The 20,391-nt window shown below is 33.8% G+C and carries 17 protein-coding genes, 1 tRNA gene and 1 pseudogene; 4 read left to right on the top strand and 15 right to left on the bottom strand.

The window, feature by feature from the left end; genetic code table 11:
* The first annotated feature begins 74 nt into the window (after positions 1 to 74).
* Positions 75 to 290 (top strand): hypothetical protein, encoded by a 216-nt coding sequence (locus H3U97_RS02530; protein WP_198197941.1) that lies wholly within the window; start codon positions 75 to 77, stop codon positions 288 to 290.
* Positions 291 to 421: 131 nt separating this feature from the next.
* On the opposite strand, the gene H3U97_RS02535 is transcribed toward H3U97_RS02530, so the two are convergent.
* Positions 422 to 1,057, bottom strand: a complete 636-nt coding sequence (locus H3U97_RS02535; protein ID WP_198197943.1) for a hypothetical protein — start codon at positions 1,055 to 1,057, stop codon at positions 422 to 424.
* Positions 1,058 to 2,016: 959 nt separating this feature from the next.
* Between H3U97_RS02535 and H3U97_RS02540 the strand changes: the two genes are divergently transcribed.
* Complete coding sequence (locus H3U97_RS02540) at positions 2,017 to 2,487, top strand: pyridoxamine 5'-phosphate oxidase family protein (protein WP_198197945.1); 471 nt, start codon at positions 2,017 to 2,019, stop codon at positions 2,485 to 2,487.
* A 315-nt stretch (positions 2,488 to 2,802) separates the two neighbouring features.
* Here the strand turns inward: H3U97_RS02540 and H3U97_RS02545 are convergent, their stop codons facing one another.
* The gene (locus H3U97_RS02545) at positions 2,803 to 3,759 is read right to left on the bottom strand and encodes a hypothetical protein (RefSeq protein ID WP_198197948.1); all 957 of its coding nucleotides are present in this window, start codon (positions 3,757 to 3,759) and stop codon (positions 2,803 to 2,805) included.
* A 268-nt stretch (positions 3,760 to 4,027) separates the two neighbouring features.
* Between H3U97_RS02545 and H3U97_RS11540 the strand changes: the two are divergent.
* Positions 4,028 to 4,969, top strand: a pseudogene (locus H3U97_RS11540) (COG2958 family protein).
* Positions 4,970 to 5,109: 140 nt separating this feature from the next.
* On the opposite strand, the gene H3U97_RS02560 reads toward H3U97_RS11540, so the two are convergent.
* Positions 5,110 to 5,847, bottom strand: a complete 738-nt coding sequence (locus tag H3U97_RS02560; protein WP_198197954.1) for a carbonic anhydrase — start codon at positions 5,845 to 5,847, stop codon at positions 5,110 to 5,112.
* A 228-nt stretch (positions 5,848 to 6,075) separates the two neighbouring features.
* Positions 6,076 to 6,151, bottom strand: a tRNA-Asn gene (locus tag H3U97_RS02565).
* Positions 6,152 to 6,299: 148 nt separating this feature from the next.
* On the opposite strand from H3U97_RS02565, the gene H3U97_RS02570 reads away from it, so the two are divergent.
* Entirely contained in the window at positions 6,300 to 6,872 is a 573-nt protein-coding gene (locus tag H3U97_RS02570) for a TIGR00730 family Rossman fold protein (RefSeq protein WP_086320448.1), read from the top strand.
* Between the two features lie 58 nt (positions 6,873 to 6,930).
* Here the strand turns inward: H3U97_RS02570 and fruA are convergent, their stop codons facing one another.
* From fruA to glnA, 11 genes are all read right to left on the bottom strand, one after another.
* Positions 6,931 to 8,631, bottom strand: coding sequence for a PTS fructose transporter subunit IIBC (gene fruA / locus H3U97_RS02575; protein WP_198197956.1), 1,701 nt, complete (start codon positions 8,629 to 8,631; stop codon positions 6,931 to 6,933).
* Between the two features lie 8 nt (positions 8,632 to 8,639).
* Positions 8,640 to 9,575: a 1-phosphofructokinase gene (gene fruK, locus H3U97_RS02580; protein ID WP_198197958.1), complete on the bottom strand. Its 936-nt coding sequence runs from the start codon at positions 9,573 to 9,575 to the stop codon at positions 8,640 to 8,642.
* A gap of 2 nt (positions 9,576 to 9,577) precedes the next feature.
* A complete protein-coding gene (gene fruB, locus H3U97_RS02585) occupies positions 9,578 to 10,780 on the bottom strand; it encodes a fused PTS fructose transporter subunit IIA/HPr protein (RefSeq protein ID WP_198197960.1) in 1,203 nt (400 codons plus the stop codon).
* A gap of 200 nt (positions 10,781 to 10,980) precedes the next feature.
* Positions 10,981 to 12,009 carry a catabolite repressor/activator gene (gene cra / locus H3U97_RS02590; RefSeq protein ID WP_198197962.1) on the bottom strand — a complete coding sequence of 343 codons (1,029 nt, stop codon included), beginning with the start codon at positions 12,007 to 12,009 and terminating at the stop codon, positions 10,981 to 10,983.
* A gap of 159 nt (positions 12,010 to 12,168) precedes the next feature.
* Positions 12,169 to 12,924, bottom strand: coding sequence for an ATP-binding cassette domain-containing protein (locus H3U97_RS02595; RefSeq protein WP_198197964.1), 756 nt, complete (start codon positions 12,922 to 12,924; stop codon positions 12,169 to 12,171).
* The gene (locus tag H3U97_RS02600) at positions 12,921 to 13,892 is read right to left on the bottom strand and encodes an iron chelate uptake ABC transporter family permease subunit (RefSeq protein ID WP_198197966.1); all 972 of its coding nucleotides are present in this window, start codon (positions 13,890 to 13,892) and stop codon (positions 12,921 to 12,923) included. Before H3U97_RS02600 ends, H3U97_RS02595 begins: the two co-directional genes overlap by 4 nt.
* Positions 13,882 to 14,841, bottom strand: coding sequence for an ABC transporter permease (locus H3U97_RS02605; protein ID WP_086360540.1), 960 nt, complete (start codon positions 14,839 to 14,841; stop codon positions 13,882 to 13,884). The genes H3U97_RS02600 and H3U97_RS02605 overlap by 11 nt, the downstream gene beginning before the upstream one ends.
* Before the next feature lie 9 nt (positions 14,842 to 14,850).
* Entirely contained in the window at positions 14,851 to 15,807 is a 957-nt protein-coding gene (locus tag H3U97_RS02610; RefSeq protein ID WP_198192171.1) for a siderophore ABC transporter substrate-binding protein, read from the bottom strand.
* Positions 15,808 to 16,008: 201 nt separating this feature from the next.
* Positions 16,009 to 17,454, bottom strand: coding sequence for a nitrogen regulation protein NR(I) (gene glnG / locus H3U97_RS02615; protein ID WP_110453766.1), 1,446 nt, complete (start codon positions 17,452 to 17,454; stop codon positions 16,009 to 16,011).
* 5 nt (positions 17,455 to 17,459) lie between these two features.
* Positions 17,460 to 18,509 (bottom strand): nitrogen regulation protein NR(II), encoded by a 1,050-nt coding sequence (glnL, locus tag H3U97_RS02620; RefSeq protein ID WP_034900758.1) that lies wholly within the window; start codon positions 18,507 to 18,509, stop codon positions 17,460 to 17,462.
* A gap of 74 nt (positions 18,510 to 18,583) precedes the next feature.
* Positions 18,584 to 19,993 (bottom strand): glutamate--ammonia ligase, encoded by a 1,410-nt coding sequence (gene glnA, locus H3U97_RS02625; protein ID WP_034900760.1) that lies wholly within the window; start codon positions 19,991 to 19,993, stop codon positions 18,584 to 18,586.
* Positions 19,994 to 20,391: the final 398 nt, after the last annotated feature.

Genomic DNA, 20,391 nt, shown 5'->3' on the forward strand with positions numbered 1-20,391 from the left:
TTATAATTAAATTTTATCCCATGTGTATAAATACCGTGTTCTAATGTATCTAACTGTATGTAAAAGTATTATTCGTGTCTAGTTTACCCCCCACCCTTGTGAGCTGGTACAAATATTTATTGGGGCATGAGGGACGAGCAGCAAAATTACTTAATTGTGAAATGTGGGATATTTTCCATTGGTGGCAATTAGGATATATAGATCTAAGTATAATGGTTAATAATGTACATGGTCTTTTTGCCATTCAATTTAATGATGAAGATGTTTATAAAAAATATTTTTGGTTATGAGTGTACTAAAAAACAAATATAAACAATTATTTTCAATTATTCGCAAAATGGAAATTTTTTATCTACCTATTCATTTTAATTTTTCAGTCTAATTAGTCAGTTAGGTTTAATTTATTGATTTAAAATATTATTTATGTATCAAAGATAATTTCACAAAATTGATTAAATAATATTGTTGGGTAAAAAATGTCACCAGCACCATATGTTTGTTTTGTTTTAAATAAACCATAATTTTTTAAGTTATTTAATGACGCAAGAATAAAGCCATCATCAGTAAAAGATAATTCCCTATATATTTGATCTTTAGCGTCATCGAGAAGACATTTTTCTTTTGAATAATTATAAAATTTTTCAGCTAACTCAATATCGTTCATAGTTATATTATATAGTATAAATATTAAGGATTTTTTATTATTTTCTGTATATTTTAATTTAGGTATTTTTTTTAATAATCTAGAATAGAAGATAATTTTCTTATCATCATCATCTTCAAGTACTTTTTTAATAATGAGTGAAAAATTTTCATTTTCGATAATTTCATGAATTTGCTTTTCAGTTAAAATATGAATTTCAGTTAACCATTGATTGAATAATTGATACATTTTATTTTCCTGTTTTATATAGTACAGTTCCCTAACTCCTGCATAAATATCACCAAAAGAATTTGTAATATTTCCAATATCTGGTACTAACGAGATACAGGCTTTTACTATTTTGGTTATAATGTCTGTTTTTCTTTTGTTCATATCAGTACAAATCATGTTCATTGTATATTCCTTGATTTTCTTATATTTTAAATCCAACTAAATTATATATTACATTAATATTTTCAAGCATTATAACCATTTAACTTCAAACAATTATAAAAAATATTTTAGAATTTTAAGAGTTTTATCTAAGCATGTTTTTAAATAATACGAAAATAATGTTATGAACTACAAACAACGGGTGGCACATGAATTATGTTAAAAAGTTAGGCAAATTAGTTGAGTATATTAGATAGAGGGAAAAAGTAAAAATTAAACATGAAGGTTACTTATGAAACCCAATAAAAAAGAAATTAATATCATTTAGCCAAGCTTATCTAGTATATTTTCTCATGTTTATTAACCGTGACTTTTGCTAATGCCATCAAGTTGAAAAGCTATTGATGAACAAACTATCAACAAATTTTCAATATTAATTCACCTTTAATACACAATCGAAAAGTCAAGATCGATGTTTATTTTAATTTGCTCTCGGTCTTCCAACCATAATAGCTGTTTTTTCAAAATTAAATGTCCAAAGAAAATTTAAAAAAATATTTAATAACAGATAGTTGAATTATTACTTCATAATTACTGAAATTTATTTCACCTTTTGACTCCATCGCTTTTCTAAAACAGATTACTTCATCGCTTGCACAATGAATAAGACTATTGTTAATAATATAAAATATTCTATTTGTTACTATATTTGTTGTTTTTGTTTCAATTAAAACTTGTTCATTCGATGCGTTTGTAATTTGATTAATTAATTCTTCTTAATTTTTTCATCACAACCTATTAACTTTAATAGTTCACCTCTAAAAATAATATTTACTGCCTAACTAAAGTTTTAGAATGGTTTAAAGTTTTGTGAAAATTTCAATTTAGATTTAATATAAGGCATAATAATAGCAAAGGTATTAATAAGTTAGTGTTATTGTTACTTTAAAATAAATTATCTAAGACATAAAAAGGTATCTATGAGACGCAAAGATAGAGAAATAACTAATCTTGATGAAGTGATCGATATTTTAGAGCATACTGATGTTATTCGTTTAGCCATGAATAATGGTGATTATCCCTATATTGTTCCTGTCAATTTTTGTTATGAACTAACAACAAATAATCAACTTATTTTTTATATTCATGGCGCAAAAGTCGGTACTAAAGTTGAGCTACTCAGACAAAATCCTTTACTTAGCTTTGAGCTAGATACAGGGCACCAGTTAATTACTAATGAAAAAGCCTGCAAATATTCCTTCGATTATGCCAGTATTATCGGCAATGGATATGCAACCTTTATTGAAGAACCCACCGCAAAAATAGCAGCGTTACAAATAATGATGAATAAATTTGCACCTAATAAAACATTCTCTTTTTCTGAAGGCGATGTTAGACCAATTAGCGTCATAAAAATTGAAGTACAAGCTTATACAGCTAAAAAACATTAAATTATGATGACTATATCATTTTGGTAAAAATGATATAGAAAACTTAAAATAACAATACTTATAAACTAATTTTTAATCGTCTAGTTATCAGTTATTAGTAATAAGAAAATAACACAAAATAGGTTAAAGACTCGTATTTTATTTGGTGCATATGTTGAATATACAATAGTAAATAGCTAGTTATAAATACTCAATTTTATAGGTCACTTTTCATTTAGATATATAAACAATTTTAATAAAATAGAAATCCAGTATTTACAAGTTTTTTAATAATTTTGTTAAGATTTCGCTGGCTGAATACAGATCTAGCCACTCTCACGAATTAAATAATTCTCGGATAAAGCTTAACTCTGGATTTACCTCTATCACTTTATCAACCATTTTGTTATACCACATTGGTTTTTGCCATGTTGCAAAGTTCGGCAAATGGTCAATTGCCATTGGTGTCTTTAACAGAGGATGATCGATTTCTGGGGTAGAAAGGCCATGACGAGCTCGAAAATTTTTCACGGCCTGATATTCAAATGGCCAAAGAAATAACATGATATCATCAATTTCATAACCAGTTGCTGGCTGCTTTTCATCATTATCAAGAAATAGTGATATCCATTCTAAATGATTATCACAAAGCTTGATTAACCAATCAGTCAACTCATTTTCATCGGTGCTATACAGCGCTTCCTGACAAAAACGATGATAAAATAGGTCAATTGGGATATTTGCCCCATCCCAATCAATGGTTTGTTTACGCTCACTTGCCATCATTTCAATCGCTAATACCCCTAAGCGCTGTGGTTTTGGTGGTACAATATTACCCCTACCATCGCCACCCCAAGATAAACTTCGGCTCATATTACCGTTGAGAATACTTTCAACAATTTTGGGGTAGCAAGGCTCAATTAACTCAAATCGATTACAAGCAAACATCATTAGTAAGATTTGTCCCTGACTTGATAGATTTTTGAGAAAACGATTTTGAATTGCATAGATATTATAGTAATCAAGTAACAAACTTAATGCAGATGTAACAATATAACCATATAAATAAGGGATCTTTTCTTTTTTGTTATTAAAATAAAATATAGTGTAATAATACATCGTTTGAAGAAATTCAATTGATATATCAGCTAAAATATCATCTTTATTTCTTAAATAAATATCCTCTAATTTAGTTTCAATACTATCTATTGTATTTTTTTCAGCAATACTAAGATCTTTTTTCAGTATAATGTATTTATTATAATACTTATTAATCTCATTAATAGAGGCCATATTCGCTGTTCTCCATGATTTACTAAATAAAATCCAATTTTTCCATTAAGTTTGGCATTTCATGTATGTAAAAACTAGCACCGTTTTAAATATAACTATGTAGCTATTACTTTTATAAGCAATAATTTATTTGTGAATTTATAACTATCAATAATGATTATATGATTTCTTATAACTATTAAAGTTAACATTGAATTGACAGCACTAGCTAATATAAATTATATATTACGTGTATATTAATCATTATCACAAAGAGTTATTAAACATTATGTCATTAAATCTCAGGAAGACAATATTTAATCAACTTAAACAGCAACCACAAAAACAGTTTACCGCTAAACAATTGGCTCAGTTGATATTTATACATAATCCGCAAGCCTGTGCTGAAAAAAACAGGCTAGTGAGCGTTTAATGACTGATGATGATGTTATTGCCCAAATTGCAGCTGAAATTGGTGCTCAGCGACCACTTTTACAAAAAAACATCCAGAAATAAAAACCACAGAGGGTCGTCCTAAAAAGTATTACTTTTCGCAAAAATCGGATGAAGCAGAAGTACTAGACGCTGAGTATTTATCTACAAAGAAACTGCCCACACAAGCCCAAACAGAGAAGAATGGTCATAGTGAACACACTCTCTATCCATTATTAAGTAAATATCTTTATGATGAACTTAATGTGTACTCTAAACGTATTGATGAAAAAACCTCATCAAATAGAATGGGTAAAAATGGCAATATATGGCTACATCCTGATATTGTTGGCTTAAAAGATCTCAGCTCCGATTGGGATAGCTTAGTCAAAGATTGCGTTAAACTTTATGCCGATCAGCAAAGTAAACTATGGTCATTTGAAGTTAAAATATTACTTAATATGTCAAATGTTAGAGAATCATTTTTCAAGCTGTATCTAATTCTTCATGGGCTAATTTTGGTTATTTGGTCGCTTCACAAATTACGGGTAGTGATACATTAAAAGAACTCAGAGTATTGTGCGCAGCACACGGTATTGGCGTTATTAAATTAGAGGTAGATAATCCATCAGAAAGTCAAATTCTAATTCCTGCTCAAGAAAAAACTATTATTGATTGGGACTCTTGCAGTCGTCTTGCTAGAGAAAATAAAGATTTTAATAACTATATTAAGTTAGTTAAGCAGTTTTATCAAACTGGTGAAATAAAAGTTTTTGATTGGGATTATACTAATACTTAAATAAAAAAATCACTAAAAAGAGACACTAAAAAGTTATCCTCATTGTGATTAGCTATCGTTAATTGATATTTTTTTAATCAATATAACAATAGAAATTGGCTTTATAATAAATCTTAATAAAGCCAATCAAAATTCATTTATTAATCAACAATAATTCGACCATTTAATGGCTGTACTGGGCGGTTGTTGTTGTGATGCATGATTGAGTGGAATTTTTCAATTTGTTGTTCTGAGACTGTTACAGGTTGTTCTAACACAATCCATCTTACACCTTCAGTACACGGTGGTGTTGTTAATGATCCACTAAAGCGATAATAATCGAGTATTTCAGGAAATAATGTACTGATATCAACAGTTTTGTCTAAAGTTGCTTTGTTATCCACTTCCGTAGGCATTTGCTGCCAAGCCTTCGCAATTTCAGAATTCGCTTCGCCACTATTAAACATTAAGGCGACGACGGTAAGCTCACCAGTTTTATTTTTGTAAACAAAGTGGGCTTCCATTGGATAACTTTTACCTTTAATGGTATTTTCGCTTGGGCTGTGAAAATGGAATTGTTGTAACGTAAAGGTTTGCTCATCTAATATTAACTGATTATCACCAGTAACGTTAACCTGAATAGTATGTCCGTTATTAATAATTTCTTGTTTACTTGGTTTGAATGAGAACTTTAAGTTTTCATGCTCTGTCTTTAATGCATGATCGATATTGATCGGTGACTGATTTTTACCATTTTCACAGGTAGAATACTCTGCTGATAATTTACCCCAGTTTTCTGGTTTTTCTTGACCTTCATATCCCCAATGAAATGAATGTCCTATAGCGGCACAAGATAAGCTAGTTGCCATTAATACTGCAATTACTACGTTATGTTTCATGTTGATTTCACACTTTGGTATTAATTGGAGGGAAGCTGAATTATACCCTGCAAGAATAAGGCTTTCCAGCTAAAACACGCCTTATAAAAAATAATTATATATCGCTGTTCAAACATGGTTAAACGGCGAATTAATAATGTTTATGCAGATAAAAGTGATCTTGAAGTATCTATTGAATGGTAGATATAAAAAAACCTGCTATATAAGCAGGTTCTTAAAAACTGAAATTGGCTCCTCCAACAGGACTTGAACCTGTGACATACGGATTAACAGTCCGCCGTTCTACCGACTGAACTATGGAGGAACACTTAACGGACAAGATATTAACCATCTATGACGATTCTGTCAATCTCTAAAACACTAATTAGGTTTAACTGCTCAGCTTGTAAGCAAATCGAGGTAAAACTATGCTAAAATAGCGAGAAAATAGCATAACCAGTAGAGTAAAATTGATGAAAAAAAATATTTGTGTGTTTTGTGGTGCGAGTGAAGGTAATCGTCCAGAATATCGTATGGCAGCAGAGCAATTAGGTATGACCATTGCTAAACAAAATAGACGATTAATCTATGGTGGAGGCAATAAAGGACTAATGGGTGTTATTGCTAATGCCGTTCTCGCTCATGGCGGTGAAGTTATTGGTATTATCCCTGAGCGGTTAGTTAAAGCTGAAACTGCACACCATGGTATTACACGTTTGGAAGTTGTTGAAAATATGCATCAACGCAAAGCAAGATTAACTGAGCTAGCTGATGGTTTTATTGCTATGCCTGGAGGCACAGGGACATTAGAAGAGCTGTTTGAGGTATGGACAGGTATGCAAATTGGTTATCATGAAAAACCAGTTGCCTTATTAAATAGTCAATTTTGGCAACCTATGCTCAATTTTTTAGAACACGCAGTACAAGAAGGCTTTATCCGAGACAGTTTTTATCGAACATTGATCGTAGCAGATGTTGCTGATGAAATGTTAGAGAAGATGGATAATTTTATCCCAAAAGATTTACAACGTTGGGTAAAAAAATAGATTAAGACAAGAATAAAAAAACGCCATCAGATGATGGCGTTTTTAGTTGCATGATGTATTATGCGCTAACTAATTCAGAAGTTTGTGCTTCAGGTTTTTTAATCAATGCGTAAGCAACACCCGCAATCACCGAACCAACAACAATTGATAGTAAATAACCACCAACTGGTTTAACTACGCCAGGGATTGCTAAAGCGAATAAACCACCATGTGGAGTCATAAGCTCAGAACCAAATGCTAATGATAGACCACCAGTGATTGCCCCACCAATAATACAACAAGGAATAACACGTAATGGATCACGAGCAGCGAAAGGAATTGCCCCTTCAGAGATAAAGCATAAGCCTAATACTAATGAAGCTTTACCACTTTCTTGTTCTGCTTTAGCAAATTTTTTGCGAGCGATTAAGGTTGCTAATCCCATTGCTAAAGGTGGAACCATGCCACCAGCCATAACCGCTGCCATTGGTGCATATACTTGAGCCGAAATTAAGCCTGTACCAAACGCATAAGCAACTTTATTGATTGGTCCGCCCATATCAGTACACATCATACCACCTAAAACTGCACCTAATAGAATAGCGTTGGCTGTTCCCATTGATTTCAACCATTCAGTTAAAGCTTCCATCAGCCATGCTATCGGTGTACCAACAATAAACTGCATAACTAAGCCTGTAGCTAATGTAGCAAGTAATGGTACAATAAGAATTGGTTTTAATGCTTCAAGTGTTTTTGGTAATGGTAAATACTTAGTGATTAACATTGCTAAGTAACCTGCAAAATAACCAATGATTATACCACCTAAAAAGCCCGCACCAGTAGAGACAGCAAGCAAACCACCAACAAGCCCAGGAGCTAAACCTGGTCTATCAGCAATAGAATAAGCAATATAACCCGCAAGTAAAGGTACCATGAGTGAGAATGCTAGCCCACCAATTTGTGCTAAATGAGATTCACCTACCAGTTTTTGTACGCCATCAACCATTTCAAATGAACCAAAAGCAAATGATAAAGCGATGATTAATCCACCTGCAACAACCATTGGTAACATATAAGATACACCAGTTAATAGATGCTGATAGACACCTTTCTTCTCGTTACTTGATTTTGTTGTTGAAGCAGAACTAGTTGGTTGATAGATTGTAGCTTCGTTAAAAGCTCTGTCTAATTCTTGTGCAGTTTTTTTAAGAGCTGGACCGGTTTTAGTTCGGTACATCTTTTTACCTGCAAACTTACTTAAATCAACATCTATATCACATGCTACTATCACTAGATCAGCTGAAGCCACCTCTTCTGGAGTTAATTCATTACCAACACCAACCGAACCTCGAGTTTCAACTTTACACCACCAGCCACGTTTTTTCGCTTCTTCTTCAATCGCTTCAGCAGCCATAAATGTATGCGCAACACCAGTTGGACAAGCTGTTACCGCAACAATACGTTTTTGTCCGTTATTTGCTGCTGAAACAGGTGCAGAACTAGCAGATTGATCATAAACAGTCGCTTTGGTTTGTGCATCATTTAGAATTTTTTTAGGATCAGCAAAAACTTCATTGAGATCATTTACCACATAAACTTTTTTGCCAATCACTGATTTATCGCTGATATCACCATTACCAACCGAAATAATCGTATCAGCTGATGCTGCATTATCAACAACTTTGAAATTTAATGAATTAGCGGCTAACACTAATTCCGCTTTAGCTAAACGGCCATTAACTGGGCCTGAATTACTACCTTCTACAATATATATATTCATGAATACTCCTATCCCGCAATTATTTCAATTTTTTCCGACATGTTGGTAACCGCTTGACGGTCTGATACCCCAACACCGGCTTGTTCAACTGATAAAGCGGCAACACTTGATGCAAATACTAAGGTGTCTTTAATTGATTGGTTAGTTAGTAAACCATACATTAAACCACCGACCATTGAATCACCAGCACCAACCGTGCTAACCACCTTACATTTAGGCGGTTTGGCTAACCATGCTTCATGTTTGGTAACCCATAAAGCACCTTTACTTCCTAGTGAAATTACTACGTTTTCTACGCCACCATCGATAAGCTCCATAGCAGCAGTTTTGATTTCTGATAATGTAGTTAGTTTTCTACCAACCCACATTTCGAGTTCTTTATCATTTGGTTTAATTAACCATGGATTAGCTTTCAACCCAGCAACTAAAGCTTCACGGCTACTGTCAAACACAACTTTAGGACAAATTGCTTTTACTTGTTTCATCCACTCAGTGAACTTTTCAAGAGATACGCCTGCAGGTAAACTGCCACTAATGGCAACCATATCAATCTCTTTCAACCATTCCAATGAATTAGTCACAAATGTTTGCCAAGCTTGCTCGCTAATAGTAAAACCAGAAAAATTAAGATCTGTAACTTCACTGTTTTCTTCGGTTAATTTAACATTAATACGAGTACGACCTTCGACTGTTTGGAATTTATCAGTAACATTTAATGATTCAAACAGTAAATTGAAACCATCACGATTCTCTTTCCCTAAAAAACCACCAACGGTTAATTTAATACCTAAGTCAGATAAAATTTTAGCAACATTGATACCTTTACCTGCTGGCAGTAAAGCATTAGTTTGCACTAAATTAACATCACCTAACTCAACTTTAGGACAAAAACCTAATAGATCATAAGCAGGATTTAAAGTGATAGTTGCAACACGATAAGTCATGATTAAGCTCCCTCACCTAAGCCGCTTTCAATAGCTTTACCGATTGCATCTAATACTTTTTCGGCATCATCACCAACTGCTGTGAATTGTAAACGACTGCCTTTTTTTGCACCTAATGCAACAATCTTCATTAAACTGGTTGCACTAACTGGTTCATTTTTACCATCGAGATTAGCAACAGTCACTTTACTATTGAACTCTTTTACTAATTTAACTAGCACCGATGCAGGGCGAGTATGCAATCCATTTTCATTTGGAATAACAAATACGTGACTTAACTCTTCACCATCACTAGTAGATGTTGCGCTTGCAGCTGTATTTACAGTGGCAGTTGCTGATTTTTCAGATGATACTGACTGAGTTTCTGATAAAAGTAGATTATTAAAATCATCACTATTTGCTGAAATTAATTGTACTAATTTTTGGTTATAAGCTAACGCAGCAATATTATTGGCGATAGTTGCCACACTATCATCAATAGCCGAAATGGTAATCAGAAGTTTAACTGGCTTACCGTCTTGGTTTAGCTCACTTACTGTACGACTAATCGCAATTGCATTTTTTAAATTACCTTCACGGCTGTCATTTAACCATACGCCGTCACCCAAATAATTCGGTTTATTATCAAGGACGTTAGTAATAAAGCTAGCATTAACAGCATTTTGTTGTTTTAATCGTGATGCATTTAAAGCTTGTAAAGTAGCTAAACTGTCAGCTTGAATATTTAATAATAATGAAGATTCATTAATAACAAATTGACTATCTTCTAAACTCTCTTTGCCAGTTAAAATAGCGAGAGCTTCGTCGGCTGATTGAATATTCTTAATTCTTTCTTCAACACCATCAGCACCAAGTACGTGAGTTAATTGACGAAGTAATTCTAAGTGTTCATCTGAACTTGCCGCAATACCGATGGCAAGATAGGCTTTTTCACCATCATCACCCCATTCTACACCTTCTGGAAAACAGAAAACTTGCACACCGGTTTTTTTAACTAGATGACGAGTTTTAGGCGTACCATGAGGTATAGCAATACCAATACCTAAATAAGTTGCTGCTTGACCTTCACGTTCAAGCATACCATCAACATATCCTTCTCCGACAAAACCAGCACTAGTTAATGCAGCTGCAATTTTCTTAATTGCTTCAGTTTTATTGGTTGCTTGTTCATTTAAATGAATATCTTCTTTAACTAAATGAAACATAAAATAAATACCTCTGGGTTATAATGTTGGGTCAACTAAAAACAACTCAGCAATCCCACAATCGTTCGTTATTGAATAATATTGAATCGTTTCAGCAATAATGAATATAAACTTGTTAATAATCAAGTAAATTATATCTATTAATTCCTAAAGTGTGATCTAGATCGTTTTTTTGAGAAAATAGCTGTCGTTATGACGGCTTAAATTGATTTTTTAGCAATACTTTTTCGACTCAGGCTACCTCGATAAATTAAGCGTCGAGGAATAACTGTGGTTCCTGGCTGATAGCTTTTATTATGTAAACTATCAAATAATAGTTTAATAGTTATTTCTGATATCGCTTTATGATCTTGTGATAACGCAATTATTTTACAAGGTAAGAAATTAAGTAACTCATTATCACCAAAAGTGGCAATAGTTAGATTTTCTGGCAGATGATCAAACTTTTTCAAAATTGCATCAATTGTGCCTTGTAATAAAGAAAAAGAAGTAGAAAAGATACCATCTGGTAAATCATTATATGCTAACCATTGACTAAAGGTAGCCTCCGCGTCACGACGACTATAATTATTTGCACATAAAAAATCAACTTTATTGTTACTATTTGATGCAATTTCCTTAAAGCCTTCCATACGCTGCTGGCTAACGGATAGATTGGGTAAGGCACCAATATAAACTACTGTGCCATTAACTAACTGATCAAATGCTTTGGCTAGCATTTCTGAATCTTCTTTATCTGCACCAACAACATTCCTAAACTCTGATACAGATAATATTCTATCTAATGCGAACAGAGGGATATCACTATTTTGCCAACCATCATAAAAGGCATAATCTGGTTCAGCAACAAATGACGAAGATATCACCAACGCATCCACTCGTCGCTGTTTTAAATGCAGAACACACTCTTTTTCAATTTTCGGATCATCTTCAGAACAAGAGAGTAATAATTGATAACCTTCTTTTTTTACTAATTGCTCTAAATAGCTAGCAATTCGATTATAACTGATATTTTCGAAATCAGGAATAATGATACCAATAGTGCGAGTTTTACCTGCTCTTAAACCTGCAGCTACTGCGTTGGGTTGATAATTGTACTCATTTACCACCGCCATCACTTTTGCAATGGTTTTATCACTAACCCGATATTGTTTGGCTTTACCGTTAACCACATAACTCGCTGTGGTTCTTGATACACCAGCTAACAATGCAATCTGCTCTAATTTCATGACTTAATCTCAAAAAAAAACTACTTGTTATTTAACATGAACATAAATTAAATGTAAACAAAAGTTATATTATTTATAAATAAATTAAATAATTAAACGTTAGAAATAAAAAAAGGATTTAGCTATTTTCTAAATCCTTGTTGTTAAAAAATTTAGATACTAATAATAAATAGCAATATTTTGATTATGAATATTTTCTATTTTGACTGGTGTATCAAAAATTTCCTCTAATATCTTTGAATCCATAATTTGTTTAGGACTGCCTTGATAAACCAGTTGGCCATCTTTCATCGCTAAAATATAATCGGAATAGACTGAAGCAAAGTTAATATCATGAATAACAATCACAATGGTTTTACCCAGTTCATTGGCAGCTCGTCTTAGCTGTTTCATCATAGCAACCGCATGTTTCATATCAAGATTGTTTAATGGTTCATCTAGCAATACATATTCAGTATCCTGACAAAGTACCATTGCCACATAAACTCGCTGCCGTTGCCCACCTGAGAGTTCATCTAAAAATCTATCTTTATATTCAGTTAGATTTAAAAATTCTAGCGCACGATTAATATAGACTAAATCATCTTTATTTAATCGCCCTTTAGAATAAGGATAACGGCCAAATCCAACCAACTCAAACACGGTCAATCGACTGGTAAAACGATTTTCTTGTCTTAACACAGATAAATAGGTCGCAAGTTTATCACTCGGGGTATTAACCACATCCATATTATGAATTTTTACTTGTCCTTCATCGGCAAGTAATAGACGGCTAATAATTGATAATAAGGTTGATTTGCCTGCACCATTTGGACCAATGATTGCCGTAATACCACCTTGAGGTATGATTGCTTTCACATTTTTTAATACAGGTATGGTTTGATACTTTTTACTAATATTATCAATTTCTATCACATCGGAACCTTTTTCAATAATAAGAAGATAAACAATGAACCACCAATAAACTCAATTACTATCGATAATGCGCCCACCATATTTAGGACCCGCTCTAAAAACATCTGTCCACCGACAAGAAAAATCACGCCTAATAAAAACGCAGTTGGTAATAAAAAACGATGCTGGCTAGAGCCACTAATACTATAAGCTAAATTAGCAATAAGTAGACCTAGGAATGTGAATGGCCCAACTAACGCGGTTGATATTGAGACTAATACCGAAACGAGTAATAGAATGATAGTGACACTTTTCTGATAATCGACCCCAAGATTAATAGCATTATCACGTCCTAATGCTAATACATCAAATCGAAAGCGCATTCGCCATAAAAACAGACCAATAATTGAGGTAATGATTAATGAAAACACGATTAAGACAGGCTCGGCTCGGGTAAATGTGGCAAAAATACGGCTTTGCAAAACAGCGAATTCCGTTGGCGTCATTAATCGTTGTAATAAATTGGAGAAACTACGAAATAGTGTTCCTAAAATAATACCAATTAATAAAACCAAATGAAGATTTTGTTTAAGTTTGGTAAATAATCCTCGATACAGAAATAGAGAAAATAAAATTAATAATAATGATTCGAAAATAAATTTACCCACAATACCAATATAAGGAATACCTTGTGCATCAATAAAAAATATTACCAATGTTTGAATCAATACAAACAAAGATTCAAATCCCATTATTGAAGGTGTTAAAATTCGATTATTAGTAACAGTTTGAAAAAGCAAAGTTGACGTTGCAGCAGAAAAAGCCACTAAAATCATCGTTAAAACAATCCAAGTACGATGAGTCAATATATAACTAATATTGCCTTTTAAATTGAATGTCATGAAAAAAATGACACAAAATAGCGCAATACCCAGTAATATCAGTACAGTATTTCGACTTGAAATAAAGCGTTTTTGATTAACCAGCATGACGTTTTTTACTCAACAATACTAAAAATATCACAGCACCAACTACACCAAGGATTACACTAACTGGAATTTCGAAGGGATAGCGAATAACTCGTCCAATAATATCACAGAGTAAAACCAGACCACTACCTAGCAGACAAATCCACGGAATAGTTTTACGAACATTATCGCCAAACAATAAACTCACAATATTAGGAACGATTAAGCCCAAAAATGGCAGTACCCCCACCACCACCACAACAATCCCACCAATAAGTGCAATGACAATCAGACCTGTTAACATTACTTTATTATAATTAAGTCCGACATTGACAGAAAAGTCCCGTCCTAATCCAGCGACAGTAAAACGATCGGCGCTCCAACAGGCAAGTAAGGTAATAGCACCAACTAACCACAATAGTTCATAGCGACCTTGCAAAATGCCAGAAAAATCACCCGATTCCCAACCACCTAGTGATTGTAATAAATCAAAATACATGGCAAAAAAAGTACAAATTGCACTGATTACTGCACCAAGCATAATCCCAATAAGTGGAACCATTAAGGCAGATTTAAAGATGATTTTACGTGAGATAAACATAAACAACATCGTGCCAGCCATTGCAAATAAACTGGCCACCACCATTTTCATCATTACAGTTGCGCCAGGAGCAAATACCATCATGACTAATAGCCCAAGACTTGCAGACTGGGTTGTTCCCACTAATGAAGGTTCAACAAACCGATTTTGCGTAAGTAATTGCATAATTAAGCCTGCAACACTCATAGCACTACCAGCTAATAGTAATGCTACCGTTCTAGGAACACGACTAACAAAAAAGATTTGTCGCATATTACTGTCAGACCAAAGATCGGCCAACGTCACATGCCCAGCACCAATAAACAGACTTAATGCAGCCATTGCTATTAAAAGAGCAATGCCTGCAATAAAATAAACCGTTTTTGTCATAACTTATGATTAGTTGGCTGATGTTTTTTGTAAAACATCACTTATTTGGTCGATTAATTGACTATAAGTTTGAATACCGCCAGAGATATACATTGAAGTTGAATCTAAATAAACAATATGATTTTGTTGCCATGCATCAGTTTTTTGGATTAATTCGTTATTTAGAACTTGTTGTGCTGATTGAGCTTCTTTATTACCAATCGCATTGTCTCTATCTAACACAAATAACCATTGTGGATTAACACTTAACACAAATTCAGAAGTTACTGCATTACCATGACGACCGGCTTCTTGGAAGGTTGTTGCTGGTTTGAAACCTAATACATCAAAGATAAAGCCAAAACGTGATTTAGGGCCATAAGCTGACATTTTACCACCATTAACCATAATCACTAAGGCAGTTCCCGCTGTATCTGTTTTAGGTTTTAGTGTTTCAATTTTTTGTTTAAAATCAGCAATTAATTTTTTAGCTTCTGCTTGTTTACCAAAAATATCGCCTAACTGTTCAGTACGCTCGGTTAAGCTAGCAACGAAATTATTAGGATCAATATCAAGCGAAATAGTTGGTGCAATATCACTTAATTTTTTATAAACATCATTGGCACGACCACCTGCGATGATCACATCAGGTTGTAATGAACTTAACACTTCATAATTTGGTTCAAATAAAGTACCAACATTGGTATAAGCTTTATCAGCATACTTTGATAAGAATTCTGGGAAATGAACATCCGATTGTGGGACACCGGTTACAGGAATTTTTAATGCATCAATAATATCCAGTGTCGCTGTGTTATAAACTACCACTTTTTTCGGGTTTTCAGGAACATCTGTTTTACCTTGAGCATGTTCAACAGCTATAGTTTTATTAGCTACTGGTGCTTCTTGTTTTTTATCGTCACAGCCAGCTAATACAAATAAAGCGGCTAGTAATACTAAAAATTTAACTTTGATAGATGAATACATTGTAACTCCTAGTTATTAGCTTAGTCCAAAAGCGAATGGATGATAAATAGAATAATTATCATTTGCATTCGATTGTAACTAAAAATAAATAAGTGTTCAATGAACTTTAAGCAAACAGTAAAATAATAATAAATAAATTGGTAAAAACATTAGATAATAACATTATCACTTATTGCCGAAAAAATCGGCATGCTATCATAATCAATTATCATCTGATAATTCTTTGAGTTTTCTTGTTAAAGTATTTCTCCCCCAGCCAAGCAGATTCGCTGCATCTTGCTTATGTCCACGAGTAAAATTAAGTGCACACTTTAATAAAATTTTTTCAACATCACTCACTGTTTGCGTCAAAATTCCGGTTTTACCAGCTAATAACGCTTGTTTAGCCCACAGTTCTAACAGTTTTTTCCAATCGGTTTCTGGTAATATCTGATTGGTTACATTTTTAATAACCTCATAATTAGTTGGGGCATCAGAAGCCGATAATTGTAATAGTTCTGGAGGTAAATCTTGCACATAAACTTCATTATTGGATGACATTACTGTTACCCAACGACAAACATTTTCTAATTGCCTTACATTGCCCGGCCAATTGAACAGACATAAAAGATTAAGAGCATCAGGGCTTAGCACTTTACTTTCAACACCTAATTCTTTGGCGGTGGTACGTAAAAAATGTTCAGCTAATTTAGGTATATCTTGCGCTCTATCACGTAATGGTGGCAATAAAATACGAATCACATTTAGCCGATGGAACAAATCTTCTCTAAATTTACCTTCCCTTACTCTAGCTTGTAAATCTTGATGCGTAGCGGCAATTATACGTACATCAACTTTTACAGGTGAATAACCACCTATCCGATAAAATTGACCATCAGCAAGAACTCTTAATAACCGAGTTTGCACATCCAATGGCATATCACCAATTTCATCTAAAAAAAGCGTTCCACCGTTAGCTTGTTCAAATCGACCATGCCTTATTTGAGCAGCACCCGTAAATGCACCTTTTTCATGACCAAACAATTCAGATTCAATTAAATCCTTAGGAATAGCAGCCATATTTAATGCAATAAATGGTGACTGTGAGCGTGGGCTATGAGTATGCAAAGCTTTAGCTACTAATTCTTTACCCGTTCCTGATTCACCATTAATTAGTACGCTGATAGATGATTTAGAGAGTCGTCCAATAATACGAAATACTTCCTGCATGGCAGGTGCTTCACCAATAATACCGGTAGAAGCTTTGCTAGTAGAGGAACTATTAGGTTTATTACTTTGACTTTGTAAAATAGCCCGCTCAACCAACTGAATTACTTCATCGACATCAAAAGGTTTAGGAATATAATCATAAGCTCCCTTTTGATAAGCATTCACTGCAGCATCAAGGTCTGAATGAGCAGTCATAATAATCACCGGTAAATTAGGCATTTGCTCTTTAATATAATTAAGCAAAGATAACCCATCAATACCCGGCATTTTAATATCGGATAATAATACTGCTGGCTTCTGTGGATGATTAACTAAAGCATCAATCACTTCTTGACCACTTGAAAAACTAATGCAGTTAAAATGAGCGTTAGTAAGCGCTTTTTCTAAAACCCATCTAATTGAACTATCATCATCAACAATCCAAACATTCATTGTCATTAACCTCATTGTTTGATTGGTAAATAGATAGAAAACTCAGTATGACCTGGCCAACTATTAAATTCAATCTTACCATTATGCTGGTCAATAATATTATGGGCAATAGACAAACCAATGCCGGTACCGCCTTCATAACCACTAACCATTGGATAAAATAATGTATCTTGAATATGCACTGGAACTCCAGGGCCATTATCTTCAATATCGATACGCGCACAAAGTCGGTAACGTTGACCATGCAAGGTGACTTGAAATGCAGTTCTAGTTCTAATCTTAATACAACCAGATTTTGAATCAATTGCTTGTAAGGCATTACGCACAATATTTAAAACCACTTGTTCAATCTGTTCTGAATCATGAGTGAATTCAGGCAAACTAGGATCATAATCGCGGATAATTTCAACATTTAGCGGTTTTTCTAAACATAAAAGCGCATAGATCCGTTCGATCGCTTGATGTATATTCTGTTGTTTCTGTTGTAACCGCTGTTGAGGGCCTAATAACCTATCAACTAAATTTCTTAACCTATCTGCCTGTTCAATGATAATTTTTGTATAATCTTGCAACTCATTGTTAGGTAGTTCTCGTGACAATAATTGCGCCGCTCCTCTTAGCCCACCAAGTGGATTTTTAATTTCATGAGCAAGTCCACGCACTAATTCACGGGCAGCATTTTGTTGAGCTTGCTGTAATTGTTCTTGACTCAACTTTTTATGACTATTTAATGGTGCCATTTCGATTAGCACATGGCCATTAGCCAGCAATTGTGCAGTTAACGATAAAATATGTAATTCATTGTTTATGACTAAATTAACTTCACTATCGGTAAAACCTTGATTCTGCTCTAATGCATTTTGCATCAATTCAATATCGAGGGAAAAATAACCTAATAGGTCGGGAAAATAACTATCTAATATTTTTTTCGAACTTTGAGCAAGTAACTGTTGTGCAGCGGTATTGGCATAAAGAATATTGAGTTTTTTATCAAGTAATAAAATATTGGTAATCATTGAGTCGAGAACAAGATTTGCATCAGATTCATTATCAAATGTCATCGTTGGCTCTCCGTTCTCATTAGATACCACCGCCCTTCAGCGGTGGTTAAAGCTTTAAGTAATACAATAATGACTTATAGACTGTAGTAGAGTTCAAATTCAACCGGATGTGGTGTCATACGAACACGATCAACATCTTGACGTTTTAAGTCAATATAAGCATCAATAGTGTCATTAGTAAATACATTACCACGAGTTAAGAATTCACGATCGGCATCTAAAGCATTTAGCGCTTCTTCAAGTGAACCTGCAACTTGTGGGATTAATTTAGACTCTTCTGGTGGTAAGTCATATAAGTTTTTATCCATCGCATCACCCGGATGAATCTTATTGATAATACCATCTAAACCTGCCATTAATTGTGCTGCAAATGATAAGTATGGGTTACCTGCTGGATCTGGGAAGCGAACTTCAATACGACGCGCTTTAGGGCTAGTAACCACTGGAATACGAATTGATGCAGAACGGTTACGTGCAGAATAGGCAAGCATAACTGGTGCTTCATAACCTGGTACTAAACGTTTATAAGAGTTAGTCGCTGGGTTCGCAAAAGCATTAATCGCTTTAGCATGTTTGATAATACCACCAATATAGAATAACGCCATTTCAGAAAGGCCAGCATATTTGTCACCAGCAAAAAGGTTTACGCCATCTTTAGCAAGCGATTGGTGACAGTGCATACCAGAGCCGTTATCACCAAACATTGGTTTAGGCATAAATGTCGCAGTTTTACCATAAGCATGAGCAACATTTTGGACAACATATTTATAAATTTGAACTTCATCAGCTTTTTTAGTTAATGTATTGAAACGACAAGCAATCTCATTTTGGCCTGCAGTTGCAACTTCATGGTGATGAGCTTCAACCACTAAACCTAGTTGTTCCATGATTAAACACATTTCAGAACGAATATCTTGTGATGAGTCAACCGGAGGAAGTGGGAAATAACCACCTTTAACGCCAGGACGATGCCCCTTATTACCTTCTTCGTATTTAGTACCAGAATTCCAAGCTGCTTCGATATCATCAATATGAACAAAGCTACCCGACATTGGCGATCCAAAACGAACATCATCAAATAAGAAAAACTCAGGTTCTGGTCCAAAAATAACGGTATCAGCAATACCTGATGATTTTAAAAACTCTTCAGCGCGTTTAGCAATTGAGCGAGGGTCACGGTCATAACCTTGTAATGTCGCTGGCTCTAAAACGTCACAACGAATATTTAATGTTACATCTTCAAAAAATGGATCAATCACTGCGCTTGATGCATCTGGCATTAACACCATATCTGATTCGTTAATGCCTTTCCAACCAGCAATGGAAGAGCCATCAAACATTTTACCATCTTCAAAAAAATCAGCGTCGATTTGACTTACAGGAATTGTAACGTGTTGTTCTTTACCTTTAGTATCAGTAAAACGTAAATCAACAAACTTAACATCGTTTTCTTTTATTAGCGTTAAAACTTTTTGTGTAGACATGTAGCTTCTCCATTGAGGACATATAATAATTGTTCAGTTTAAAGGCATTTTGCCTATTTATTAAATTATATGCAAATATGATGCCAGTTTTTCATTAACCATTTTAGACGGTTTTTAGTGATTAAATAATAGCAGAAAAAGCATTAATGCACCATAATAATGCATAAAGCACCAAAATAATGCACCAAAATGTCACATAAACCATTTATGCCACAATTTTGCTCCATGAGTAGTTAATTGGCGATGCTTCTTAATTAAGTTATATATCGAATCTTCGAAAACCGATTATGATTAAATAAAAAATCATTTCATCCCTATCACGTTTAAATGTTTCATTTAAAAAAACGACGCTTCATATAATAAACTATCTTTTGAATTAGCGATCATTACTGGATTTT

It is taken from the genome of Gilliamella sp. W8128 (assembly GCF_016100545.1).
GTDB classification, from domain to species: domain Bacteria; phylum Pseudomonadota; class Gammaproteobacteria; order Enterobacterales; family Orbaceae; genus Gilliamella; species Gilliamella apis.